General features: G+C 70.9%; 11 protein-coding genes. 7 read left to right on the top strand and 4 right to left on the bottom strand.

Features of this window, described 5'->3' with window-relative positions:
- Window positions 1-7: 7 nt before the first annotated feature.
- The 3 genes from AC1ECW_RS05255 to AC1ECW_RS05245 are packed head-to-tail and all read right to left on the bottom strand — an operon-like array spanning window position 8 to window position 1,594.
- The gene (locus AC1ECW_RS05255) at window positions 8-220 is read right to left on the bottom strand and encodes a hypothetical protein (protein ID WP_409706511.1); all 213 of its coding nucleotides are present in this window, start codon (window positions 218-220) and stop codon (window positions 8-10) included.
- Between the two features lie 16 nt (window positions 221-236).
- Window positions 237-1,184: a PA2778 family cysteine peptidase gene (locus tag AC1ECW_RS05250; protein ID WP_409706514.1), complete on the bottom strand. Its 948-nt coding sequence runs from the start codon at window positions 1,182-1,184 to the stop codon at window positions 237-239.
- On the bottom strand, window positions 1,181-1,594 hold the full coding sequence (locus AC1ECW_RS05245; protein ID WP_409706517.1) for a PA2779 family protein: 414 nt from the start codon (window positions 1,592-1,594) through the stop codon (window positions 1,181-1,183). The genes AC1ECW_RS05250 and AC1ECW_RS05245 overlap by 4 nt, the downstream gene beginning before the upstream one ends.
- Window positions 1,595-1,786: 192 nt before the next feature.
- On the opposite strand from AC1ECW_RS05245, the gene AC1ECW_RS05240 reads away from it, so the two are divergent.
- The 4 genes from AC1ECW_RS05240 (at window position 1,787) to AC1ECW_RS05225 (ending at window position 5,539) form a co-directional block, all read left to right on the top strand.
- Window positions 1,787-3,046 carry a multidrug effflux MFS transporter gene (locus AC1ECW_RS05240; protein ID WP_481201351.1) on the top strand — a complete coding sequence of 420 codons (1,260 nt, stop codon included), beginning with the start codon at window positions 1,787-1,789 and terminating at the stop codon, window positions 3,044-3,046.
- The gene (gene miaA / locus AC1ECW_RS05235; RefSeq protein WP_481201350.1) at window positions 3,043-3,981 is read left to right on the top strand and encodes a tRNA (adenosine(37)-N6)-dimethylallyltransferase MiaA; all 939 of its coding nucleotides are present in this window, start codon (window positions 3,043-3,045) and stop codon (window positions 3,979-3,981) included. Before AC1ECW_RS05240 ends, miaA begins: the two co-directional genes overlap by 4 nt.
- Complete coding sequence (locus tag AC1ECW_RS05230; protein ID WP_481201349.1) at window positions 3,978-4,646, top strand: ABC transporter ATP-binding protein; 669 nt, start codon at window positions 3,978-3,980, stop codon at window positions 4,644-4,646. The genes miaA and AC1ECW_RS05230 overlap by 4 nt, the downstream gene beginning before the upstream one ends.
- A 116-nt stretch (window positions 4,647-4,762) precedes the next feature.
- Complete coding sequence (locus AC1ECW_RS05225; RefSeq protein WP_409706529.1) at window positions 4,763-5,539, top strand: oxygen-binding di-iron domain-containing protein; 777 nt, start codon at window positions 4,763-4,765, stop codon at window positions 5,537-5,539.
- On the opposite strand, the gene AC1ECW_RS05220 is transcribed toward AC1ECW_RS05225, so the two are convergent.
- A complete protein-coding gene (locus AC1ECW_RS05220) occupies window positions 5,512-6,507 on the bottom strand; it encodes a GGDEF domain-containing protein (protein ID WP_481201348.1) in 996 nt (331 codons plus the stop codon). The two genes, AC1ECW_RS05225 and AC1ECW_RS05220, sit on opposite strands and share 28 nt — an antisense overlap.
- A 43-nt stretch (window positions 6,508-6,550) precedes the next feature.
- On the opposite strand from AC1ECW_RS05220, the gene AC1ECW_RS05215 reads away from it, so the two are divergent.
- From AC1ECW_RS05215 to AC1ECW_RS05205, 3 genes are read left to right on the top strand one after another with little or no spacing between them, the layout of a single operon-like run.
- Window positions 6,551-9,073: an FtsX-like permease family protein gene (locus AC1ECW_RS05215; RefSeq protein WP_481201347.1), complete on the top strand. Its 2,523-nt coding sequence runs from the start codon at window positions 6,551-6,553 to the stop codon at window positions 9,071-9,073.
- Window positions 9,073-10,149 carry a lipocalin-like domain-containing protein gene (locus AC1ECW_RS05210; RefSeq protein WP_481201346.1) on the top strand — a complete coding sequence of 359 codons (1,077 nt, stop codon included), beginning with the start codon at window positions 9,073-9,075 and terminating at the stop codon, window positions 10,147-10,149. The genes AC1ECW_RS05215 and AC1ECW_RS05210 overlap by 1 nt, the downstream gene beginning before the upstream one ends.
- A gap of 23 nt (window positions 10,150-10,172) precedes the next feature.
- Window positions 10,173-11,984, top strand: coding sequence for an ABC transporter transmembrane domain-containing protein (locus AC1ECW_RS05205; RefSeq protein WP_481201345.1), 1,812 nt, complete (start codon window positions 10,173-10,175; stop codon window positions 11,982-11,984).
- The last annotated feature ends 13 nt before the right edge of the window (window positions 11,985-11,997 follow it).

Genomic DNA, 11,997 nt, shown 5'->3' with positions numbered 1-11,997 from the left:
CGCCGGCTCACTTGCGCAAGCCCATCACCACCAGCACCAGGCCGGCCGCGATCGCCACCCCGCCGGCCCACGAGGGGATGCGCTCTTCCTTGCGCACCTCGGCCTTGAGGTTGCCCACCTGAAAGACCGTCTCGTTCTGGGTGAAGAACAGGCCGCGGAACAGCACGACCCCGCCCAGCACGATCAGGGCGGCGCCGACGATGGCGTAGACGGTTTTCATGCGCAAATCTCCAGGGTCAGGGCTGCGACTCTACACGCTCGACCAGGGCCCGGGCCCGATCGGCCCAAGGGCCGCCCAGGCTCAGGGCTTCGCGTGCTGCAGCCAGCGCCCGCTCGCGCTGGCCCAGATCGAGCGCCACCAGGCCCAGGTTCACCCAGGCGGCGGCGCTGGCATGGGCTCGCGCAGCGGCCTCGAAGGCCTGCGCCGCCTCGGCCTTGCGGCCCGCGGCGTACAGGCTGTTGCCCAGGCCCATGGCGATCGTGAGGTTGTCGCTCCAGCGCGCGCGCGCGGCCTCGTAGGCCTGTACGGCCCTCTCAGGCGGCGCCACCCGCTCGAAAGCCACCAGAGCACGGGCCATGTCGTCCTCGGTGGCGGTGCGGGGCAGGCGGCCCGGGGCCAGGGCCACGAAGGCCCAGTGCTCCGAGCGCGCCCAGGTGTGTTCGAAGGTGCGCAGGGCCAGATGCTGGCGACGCTCCCGGCCCGAGCGCAGGATCATCCAGCCGTCGTCCAAGTCGTAGCCAACGGCCACGGCATAGTGCCACGCCGGCGCCAGGCTCAGGCCGAGGTTCTGCAACACCAGCACCGGATGGCCGGCCGCGATCTCCTCGCACAGGGCCTGCAGCGTCGGCGGCAGCCGCACCGCCACCGCACCGCAGCGCCGGGCTGCGGCCAGCATCTCGACCTGCAGCGAGCCGCGACGGCCCGGCAGATAAACCAGGGGCACCAAGTCGGTCGGGGTCTGTGCGAAGCCCTGGGCCTGCAGCACCGTGGCCAGGGTTTCGGGGCCACACAGGTCGGGCCCGGCCTGGGGGAAATAGGGAATGTGCTCGAGTTCGGTGCGACGGGGCAGGCCGGTCACGGCACCTGCGCGCAATGCAGCGGTCTGGGTGGCGCAGCCGCCCAGACCGAGGACGGCCGCGGCCGTGCCGGCCAGCCAGCCGCGGCGCGACACCCCGGCGATCAACGCACCGAACGGGTGAAGGGGAAGACCTTGGTCAGACCCAGGATGTCGGTGACCAGCAGCAGCACGAAGATGAAGATGATCGCGCCCAGCACGTCGCCGGCACCGGCAGGGGCCTGGTCGATCCGGGCCACCAGACGCTGGGCCTCCTCGTCGGTCAGGGCCTGCACACGGGCACGGGCCTGCTCGGGGCTCACGCCCCATTCCTGCAGCTTGGCCTGCAGTTCGGGCCGGTCGAGCTCGGCGGCCAGGCGCTCGCGCGAAGCCTCGCCCGCCGCCGAGCGGGCCACCAGCCCGCCCTCCTGCGCGATCTGCTCGGTCGTGATCAACGTGAGCTGACCCGGTTGCGCGAGGGCCACGGCGCCCATGGACAGCGACACGGTCAGCGCTATGGCACGGATGAAGCGGGACATGAGGGACTCCTTCTCTTGTTCGTGAGGGGGCTCGGCTGGCACCGGCGGAACCGCCGGGCTCAGACATTGTGCGACGAAAATTTCCCATCCGAACCACGAGCGGCCCTCACTCTGTTCCTAAATGTGAGCCGGCCTGGGGAAAGTCCCAAGTCTGCTACGCTCGGCCGGCTTCCCGAACCAGACCGCACCGTTTTGTCCCCCACCACTGTCACCCCCCTGGCCACCCCGCCGTCCACCGGTGTGGTCGTCTTGGCCCTGATGCTGCTGCTGGGCACCCAGCCGGTGTCCACCGATCTGTACCTGCCCTCGCTGCCTTCGCTGCCGCAGGTCTTCGGCGTGCCGCTCACCACGGTGCAGCTCACACTGAGCGTGCTGGTGATCAGCTTCGGCGCTGGCCAGCTCCTGCTCGGCCCGGTGGCCGACCGCTTCGGCCGCCGCCCGGTGCTGCTGGCCGGCCTGTCCCTGTACACGCTGGCCAGCGCGGCGGCCCTGGTCTCGCCGCACATCGCCTGGCTGATCGTCTGCCGCGCTGGCCAGGGCCTGGGCATGGCCGCCTGCGTCGTGTGTGCCCGTGCGATGCTGCGCGACCTCTACGACCCGGCCCAGGGGGCCCATGTGATGGCGCGCGCCGCCACCTGGATGGGGCTGCTGCCGGTGGCGGGGCCCATTCTGGGCGGCTACCTCGAAACCACGCTGGGCTGGCGCGGCGCCTTCGGTGTGCTCACGCTGTTTGGCGCGACCGGCCTGGCCGTCATCGCGCTGCGGCTGCCCGAGACCCTGCAGCGCCCCAACCCCGAGGCCCTGCGCCTGCGCCCGCTGCTGGACAACTGGCACGTGGTGCTGGGCCATCGCGGTTTCTGGGCCTACACCGCAGTGTCGAGCTTCACCTATGCCGGTCTGTTCTGCTTCATCGCCGGCTCGTCGTTCGTCATGGTGGACGTGCTGGGCCTGTCACGGCGCGAATACGGCCTGGCCTTCGCCTTCGTGACCTCGGGCTTCCTGATCGGCTCGGCCGTGTGCCGCCGCCTCGTGCCCAGACGGGGCCTGGTGCGCTCGATCCGGCTGGCCGCCTTCGTCTCGCTGGCCGCCGGCATCTCGATGGCCGGCCTGGCGCTGGCCGGGGTGCATCATCCGCTGGCCTTGATGATCCCCGCCTTCGTCTACACCTTCGCGCATGGCATCCACCAGCCGTGCGCCCAGGTGGGGGCGGTCGGGCCGTTCCCGACGCGCGCCGGCGCGGCCACGGCCCTGTCGGGCTTCCTCAGCATGGCCCTGGCCTTCGGCATGGGCTACTGGATGGGCTGGAGCTACAACGGCACCGTCTACCCCCTGGCGCTGACCATCGCCGCGTGGTGCTTCGCGCTGGCCTTCGCGGCCCTGGTGGGGGTGGGCCGGTATGGTCACCCCACGGCGGCGGCGGTGCAGGAAGCCCGGGACAATACGGCCCGATGAGTGCCCCCTATCTGTGCCTCGCCGGGCCCACCGCCTCAGGCAAGACCGCCGCCGCGCTGGCGCTGGCGCGGGTGCTGCCCATCGAAATCATCAGCGTGGACTCAGCCCTGGTCTACCGCGGCATGGACATCGGCACGGCCAAACCGAGCGCGGCCGAACGTGCCGCGGTGCCTCACCACCTGATCGACCTGATCGACCCCACCGAGGCCTACAGCGCCGCCCAGTTCGTGGCCGACGCCACCCGGCTGGTGAGCGAGATCCGTGCGCGCGGGCGGCTGCCGGTGCTCGTGGGCGGCACCTTGCTCTACTTCAAGGCCCTGTTTGACGGGATGGACGCGCTGCCTGCGGCCGATGCGGCAGTGCGGGCACGCATCGAGGCGCGCGCGGCCAGGATCGGCTGGCCGGCCCTGCATGCGGAACTGGCCCGGGTGGATCCGACCACCGCCGCCCGGCTCTCGCCCAACGACAGCCAGCGCATCCAGCGTGCGCTGGAGGTGTGGGAGCTGAGCGGCCGGCCGCTGTCGCACTGGCACACGGGCCGCGCCTGCCGCGGGCCCCACGAGCGGCCCCGGCTGATCGCCCTGGAGCCCGTGGACCGGGCCTGGCTGCACCGGCGCATCGCCGAGCGCTTCCAGGCCATGCTGGCCGCCGGGTTCATCGACGAGGTGCGCGCGCTGCGTGCGCGCGGCGACCTGAGCCTGGCCCTGCCGTCGATGCGCTGCGTGGGCTACCGGCAGGTGTGGGAGATGCTCGAAGGCTGGCATCCCCCCGGCACGCTGGCCGAGCGCGGCATCGCGGCCACCCGGCAGCTCGCCAAGCGCCAGCTCACCTGGCTGCGCAGCATGCCGTGGCGTGAGCCCGTGGCCTGCGACCGCCCCGACGCCATCGACCAGGTGGTGCGGCAGGCCCAGGCCTGGGCGCAGGAGCAGCGATGACGAGCCCCGGGCCCGTGCTGCGCGTCCGGGGCCTGGCCAAGCGCTACGACGAGACCCCGGTCTTCGAGGGCGTGGACCTGGAACTGCCGGCCGGCCGCTTCATCGCCTTGCTGGGGGAGTCCGGCGTGGGCAAGTCCACGCTGCTGAACTGCCTGGCCGGGCTCGATGCACCCTCGGCCGGCCGCATCGAGGTGCTGGGGCAGGACCTCGCCGCGCTGGACGAGGCCGGCCGGGCCCGGCTGCGGCGCGCCCACCTGGGCTTCATCTTCCAGGCCTTCCACGTGCTGCCGCACCTGAGCGTGGCCGACAACGTGGCCCTGCCGCTGCTGCTGCTCGGCCGCGACGATCCCGCGCGGGTGCGGGAGGTGTTGGCCGAGGTGGGGCTGCAGGCTCTGGCACAGCGTCTGCCCGAGCAGCTCTCGGGAGGCCAGTTGCAGCGCGTGGCCATCGCCCGCGCGCTGGTGCACCGGCCCGCGCTGCTGCTGGCCGACGAACCCTCGGGCAACCTCGACCCCGACACCGCCGAGCGCGTGATGCAGGCCCTGGCCGCACAGGTGCGCCAGCATCGCGCGGCCTGCGTGCTGGTGACCCATTCCCAAGCCGCCGCGGCCCACGCCGATGAGGTTTACAAGCTCACCTCCGACGGACTGCACCGCCTGGGCTGAATCCTTCATCGCGGTATGGGCTTTGTCCCTGAACGTTGATGCGCATCAAGACGACACCCAGGGTGGACCCCTAGAGTCTGCGCTCATCGCCACCTGCTGCACCGCGGACCCGCGCCATGTTCATTGAGCTGTATCACCACAAGGGCCATCAGTGCCTGATGTTTTGCGACACCTGCGTCGAGCACGGCGAGGCGGTGCAGGCCAACCAGTTCCTGATCGTCGATGACGACACCGGCGCGATCATCGACCCGGGTGGCAATCTGGCCTACAGCGAGCTCTACCTGGGCATGACGCGGCACTTCCCGCCGCATCAACTCTCGGCCATCCTGGCCTCACATGCCGACCCGGACATCATCGCCTCGCTGGACCGCTGGATGACGGCCACCACGGCCCCCGTGTACATCTCGCGTGTGTGGGAGCGCTTCGTGCCGCACTTTTGCAAGCCGGGCAAAACGGCCGGGCGGGTGATCGGCATCCCCGATGCCGGCCTGCGCATCCGGGTGGGTCGTGGTGAACTGTGGGCCCTGCCGGCGCATTTCCTTCACGCCGAAGGCAACTTTCAGTTCTACGACCCGATCAGCCGCATTCTGTTCTCGGGCGATCTGGGCGCCTCCATGGGCCGGCAGGTCGATCCGCGCCAGCCGGTCACCTCGCTGAGCGCGCACATTGCCGCCATGGAGGGCTTCCACCGCCGCTACATGGTGTCGAACAAGGTGCTGCGTCTGTGGGCCCGCATGGTGCGCACGCTGGACATCGCGATGATCGTGCCGCAGCACGGCGCTCCCATGGCCGGCGCCGCAGTGCGCGAGTTCATCGAATGGGTGCAGGACCTGTCGTGCGGCATCGACCTGCTGGGCGATGCCCACTACAGCGTGCCGACCGCTGCCGACTGAGCCATTGCTGGCGCACACTGCGTCTGCGCAGCGCCATGCACCCGGTTGCGACCGGCGCGCTTGGCTTCGTACAGCGCCACATCCGCATCGTGGATCATGGCTTTGAGATCCGCATGCGAGGCATGCATGGCCGCCACGCCGATGCTGACCGTGGCGCCCACTTGCTGGCCCTGCCAGTCGATACGGACGTGCTGCAAAGCCGCGCGGATGCGCTCGGCCATGGCCAAAGCGCCCGACAGGCTCGTTTGCGGCAGCAACACCGCCAGTTCCTCGCCGCCATAGCGCGCCAGCACATCGGTGCTGCGCAAGGATGCATCGCAGGCCCGCGCCAAGGTTTGCAGCATCAAATCGCCGGCATGATGGCCGTGGGCGTCGTTGATGCGTTTGAAGTCGTCCACATCGATCAGCAAGACTGCCAACGGCAGTCCGTGCCGATGCGCGCGCGCCCACTCCTGCTCGCTGCGCTCCCAGAAGTGACGACGGTTGTAGCAGCCGGTCAAATCGTCAGTGATCGCCAAAGTCTGCAAGCGCTGGCGCAACTGCTCCAGCCGGAACACCAGCTGCAAAATGGCATAAATGACGGGCGGGGCCGATACCCCGACACACACCGTGGCAATGAGCAACCCCAGGCGCCATGAGCCTTGTCCCAGCACGCCGATCACAGTCACAGTGATGAGCGCCGCCAGGACCCAGGCCACGAACACCAGCAACACCACCGATGGCCACAGGCCAAGCGAAAGCAAGCAGGCATGCCAGCGATCCCATTGCCAATCGGCAGCCTCGCTGCCTGAAGCCACGCGGCGAATAGAGGTCATGGCCTGTCGCCCTCGAACCGAAAGATTTTTATCCTCGCATGCTTCATGGGAATAGGGGAATTCCCGCTCGATACCCCCCCTCAAATGAGTGGGTCGTCTGACCGAGAGCGATGTTTCAGCCGGCCCGGACGCCATGCCCACCGTCGCCGACAATCCCTCCGACCCCTCCCGGCCCCGAGCGTTCCGTTACCACCCCATGACCTGCTTGCGCTGGTGGACCCGCCTGTCCTGGCCTGAATGGCGCCATCACCCCTGGCGCCACGGCATGGCCTTGCTGGCCGTCTTGCTGGGCGTGGCCCTGGCCTTCGCGGTGCACCTGATCAACCAGTCGGCCCTGGGCGAGTTCAGCGCGGCGGTGCGATCGATCCAGGGCGAGCCCGACGTGGAGCTGCGAGCCGTGCGCGGCGGCTTCGATGAAGCCCTGTACGAAACGCTCGTGCGCCATCCCGGCATCGCCCGCGCCAGTGCGGTGATCGAGCTGTCCACCTACGCCCGCGACCGCCGCGGCGCTCGCGTGGCCCTCAGGCTGGTCGGGCTCGATCCGCTCGTGGCACCGGAACTCGCGCCCGCGCTGGCACCGCGCCTGGCCGAGGGCCAGGACCGCTTGGCGCTGCTCGCCCCCGACAGCCTGTCGCTGAACGCAACGGCACGCGAGGCCCTGGGGCTGGCCCCGGGGGACACCGTCGAGGTCCAAAGCGGACTGGCCTGGCGCCGCTTCACCGTGGTGGGCGAGGTCGCGGCCCCGGGGCCGCCGCTGGCGGTGGCCGACATCGCCGCCGCCCAATGGCACTTCGGCCTGCTCGGACGGCTCAGCCGCATCGACCTGCGCCTGCAGCCAGGGGAACGCTGGGAGGCAGTGCAGCGCACGCTCGACCTGCCGCCCGACGTGCAGTGGCAAACGCCCGACCAGGCTTCGCAGCGGCTGTCCAATGTCTCGCGGGCCTACCGCGTCAATCTCACCGTGCTGGCCCTGGTGGCCCTGTTCACCGGCGCCTTCCTGGTGTTCTCGGTGATGTCGCTGTCGGTGGCCAAGCGCGTGCCGCAGTTCGCGCTGCTGGGCGTGCTGGGGCTGGACGAGCGCGAACGGCTGCGGCTGGTGCTGACCGAAGCCGCGGTGCTGGGCGGCCTGGGCAGTCTGCTGGGCCTGGCCCTGGGAGCGGCGCTGGCGCACGCTGCGCTGACCTGGCTGGCCGGCGATCTGGGCGGTGGTTTCTTCCCGGGCGTGGCCCCCCGCCTGCAATGGTCCACACCGGCCGCCCTGGGCTACGCCGGCCTGGGCGTGGCCGCTGCGCTGGCCGGCAGTTGGCTGCCGGCACGCAGGGCGCAGCGCCTGGCGCCCGCCCAGGGACTCAAGGGCCTGGGCCCCGGCGCCAGCGGCCGCGCCCATCCCGTCTGGGGTCTGGGACTCCTGGCTGCCGGGGGGCTGCTCGCGCTGTTGCCCCCGGTGGCTGGGCTGCCGCTGTTCGCCTACTTCGCCGTGGCGGCCGTGCTGCTCGGCGGCATCGTCTGCGTCCCGACGGTGGTCAGCGCGCTGACCGCCACCGGGTCCGCGCGCCTGCGGCGCCACCCCGGGTTGCTGCTGGCGGCTCAGCGGGCCCGCCACCAGGGCCACACGGCCACCGTCGCGGTGGCCGGCGTGGTGGCAAGCCTCAGCCTCGCGGTGGCCCTGACGACCATGGTCACCAGCTTCCGCGCCTCGGTGTCGGGCTGGCTCGATGCCGTGCTGCCGGCCGATCTCTATGCGCGCACGGCCGTCAGCTCGGCGGCCGCCGAGACCGCCTTCCTCGACCCGAGCTTCGTGGAGGCGGTGCGCACCCTGCCGGGCATACGCCACGTCGAAACCTTGCGCGTGGTGACGCTGAACCTCGATCCGGCACGCCCCGGCGTGGTGCTCATCGCCCGCCCGCTGTCCACCCCGGCGCAGTCCCTGCCGCTCACCGGGTCCTTGCTGCCACCCGAAGCCGGACTCGTCTCGAGCTACGTCAGCGAAGCCGTCGTGGACCTCTACGGCGTGCGGCCCGGCCAGGTGTTCGCCCTGCCGCTGATCGAGGGCCGCCCGCCCGTGCCCACCTGGGTGCGCGGCATCTGGCGCGACTACGCCCGGCAGCACGGCAGCGTGGTGATCGACAGCGCCGACTTCCTGCGGCTGAGCGGGGATGCGCGTGTCAACGACCTGGCCCTGTGGCTGGACGACGGCACCTCCACGGCCGAGGTGCAGGCCGCCGTGCGCGCCCTCGCCCCCGACCCGACGCTGATCGAATTTGCCGAACCGCGGGAGATCCGCGCCGCCTCGCTGCGCATCTTCGATCGCAGTTTTGCCGTGACCTATTGGCTGCAGGCCGTGGCGATCGCCATCGGCCTGTTTGGCGTGGCCGCCAGCTTCTCGGCCCAGGTACTGGCGCGGCGCAAGGAATTCGGCCTGCTGCGGCACCTGGGCTTCACGCGCGGCCAGGTGTTGGGCATCGTCGCGGGCGAAGGCCTGGTCTGGAGCGGCGCCGGCGCTCTACTCGGCCTGTCCCTGGGGCTGGCGATCAGTGTGATCCTGGTGCACGTGGTCAACCCGCAGAGCTTCCACTGGACCATGGAACTGCTGCCCCCCTGGGGCCGGCTGGTCGCGCTGGCCGCTGCGATGGTGGCCGCCGGCGCGCTCACCGCCGCGCTCAGCGGCCGAGCCGCTGCCGGCCGCGACGCCGTGCTCGCCGTCAAGGAGGACTGGTGATGCAACGCCGCACCCTGCTCGGCGCCACGCTCCTTCTGGCTCCCTCGCTATCGCGAGCGCAAGGGCGGGTCCAGCCGGGCACCCGGCTGCAGTTCCCGCGCGATCATGGCGCCCATCCCGAGCACCGCACCGAATGGTGGTACATCACGGGCGTCCTGCAGGCGCAGGCACAGGCCTTGCCCTGGGGGTTCCAGATCACCTTCTTCCGCTCGCGCAACGACCTCGCCGGGGACAACCCCAGCGCGTTCGCCCCGCGCCAGCTCGTCTTTGCCCACCTGGCCGTGACCGACCTGGCCGGCCGCCGGCTGCTGCACGACCAGCGCATCGCCCGCGAGGGCTTCGGCCTGGCGCATGCCGGCACGGTCGACACCGACCTGCGCCTTCGCGATTGGACCTTGCAGCGCGAGGGGTCCGTGCAGGCCGCCCTGTACCGAGCCCGGCTCGCCTCGCGGGACTTCGGTCTACAGCTCGACATCGCCCAGACCCAGCCCGTGCTGCTCCAAGGTCAAGCCGGCTACTCGCGCAAGGGCCCTGATCCATCTCAGGCCAGCCACTACTACAGCCACCCTCAGATGTCGGTGCAGGGCCGGCTGCGGCTGCACGACCGGGAGCATGCGGTGAGCGGCCGCGCCTGGCTGGACCACGAATGGAGCGAGGCCCTGATGCATCCCGAGGCCGTGGGCTGGGACTGGGTGGGCATGAACCTCGACGACGGGGCGGCACTCACCGCTTTCCGGCTGCGCCGGCGCGACGGCAGCGCCCTGTGGGCGGGGGGCAGTTGGCGCGCACCCGGCCAGGACGTGCGCAGCTTCGGGCCCGAGGAGGTGAGCTTCCACCCGGGCCGCACCTGGACCAGCCCGGCCACCCAAGCCCGCTACCCGGTGGAATGGACCCTCCTCACGCCAGCCGGCCGTTTCCAGGTCGTCAGCCGGCTCGACGCCCAGGAACTCGACAGCCGGGGCTCTACCGGCGCCATCTACTGGGAAGGTCTGAGCGAGCTGCGCGACCCGCAGGGCCGCCGCCTCGGCCAAGGCTATCTGGAGATGACCGGCTACGCCGCCGCGCTGCGGTTGTAGCCCGGTGCGCCTACACTGGATCGATGTCCTCCACCGCCACCGTGCCGCTGCCGCAGCAACGCACCGAGCCGCCCAAGGCGAGATCCATCACCGGTCTGCGCGCGCTGGCGCCCTTCGTGCGGCCCTATGCCCCGCGTGTGCTCCTGGCCGGCCTGTTCCTGCTGCTGGCCGCACTGACCATGCTGGCCTTTCCCTGGGTGCTGCGCGGCCTCATCGACCAAGGCCTGGTGGGGGCCGAACCGGGCGAGCGCCTGGTGGCCCTGCGCGGGCACTTCGGCTGGCTCTTCGGGGTGGGCGTGGGCCTGGGCCTGTTCTCGGCCGCGCGCTTTTACCTGGTGAGCTGGCTGGGCGAACGCATCACCGCCGATCTGCGCGCCGCCGTGTACGGCCATGTGCTGAAGCAAAGCCCCGAGTTCTTCGAGACCACGCAGACCGGCGAGGTGCTCTCGCGCCTGACCACCGACACCACGCTGGTGCAGACGGTGGTGGGCTCCAGCCTGTCGATGGGCCTGCGCAATGCCGTGATGGGGCTGGGGGCGCTGGTGATGCTGGTGATCACCAACCCGCAGGTGATGAGCTACGTGCTGGGCATCATGCTGCTGGCCCTGCTGCCGGCGCTGCTCATCGGGCGCCGCGTGCGCAGGCTCTCGCGCGCCAGCCAGGACCGCGTGGCCGACACCAGCGCGATCGCCGGCGAGGTGCTCAACGCCATGCCGGTGGTGCAAAGCTACACCGCCGAAGAGCGTGAACACGAGCGCTTCGGCCAGGCCTGCGAGCGCGCCTTCGGCACTGCAGTGCGCCGCAGCCGCATGCGCGCGCTGCTGGTGGCCTTCGTGATCATCGCCAACTTCGGTGCGCTGCTGTGGTCGCTGTACGCCGGCACGCGCGCCGTGATCGAGGGGCACATCAGCCCGGGCCATCTGGCGCAGACGGTCGTGCTCGTCGCCCTCCTCATCGGCTCGGTGGCCGTGCTGTCGGAAGTGTGGGGCGACCTGCTGCGCGCCGCCGGCGCCACCGAGCGCCTGATGGAGCTGCTGGCCACACGCTCGCCGATTGCCGAGCCGGCCCATCCGGTGGCGCTGCCCAGCGCGCAGGGCGGCTCCTCGGTGCGTCTGGTCGGCGTTCGTTTCCACTACCCCTCGCGGCCGCAGACGCCCGCGCTGGACGACGTCACGCTGGACGTGCGCCCTGGCGAAACCGTGGCCCTGGTGGGCCCCAGCGGCGCCGGCAAGAGCACGGTCTTTCAGTTGCTGCTGCGTTTCTACGACGCCCAGCAGGGCCGCGTCGAGATCGATGGCGTGGACGTTCGCGAGGTCTCGTTGGCCGCGCTGCGATCACGCATCGGCATCGTGCCGCAAGAGGCCGTGATCTTCTCGGCCAGCGCGATGGACAACATCCGCTACGGCCGCCCCGGCGCCAGCGACGAGGAGGTGATCGCCGCGGCCAAGGCAGCCCACGCCGACGGCTTCATCCGCGCCCTGCCCGAAGGCTATGCCAGCTTCCTCGGCGAGCGCGGCGTGCGCCTGTCCGGCGGACAACGCCAGCGCCTGTCCATTGCGCGGGCCATCCTCAAGAACCCGCCGCTTTTGCTGCTCGATGAAGCCACCAGTGCCCTCGACGCTGAAAGCGAACGCATGGTGCAGGCCGCCCTGGAAGCCGCGATGGAAAACCGCACCACTCTCGTCATCGCCCACCGCCTGGCCACCGTGCAACGCGCCGACCGCATCGTCGTGATGGAGCATGGCCGCATCGTCGAAACCGGCACGCATGGCGAGCTGGTGGCGCGCGGCGGGCTGTACGCCCAGCTCGCTGCCTTGCAGTTCGACATGCCATAATGCGCATGAATTC

The sequence above is a fragment of the Caldimonas hydrothermalis genome (assembly GCF_056746695.1).
This window is presented reverse-complemented; position numbering and strand designations above follow the sequence as displayed.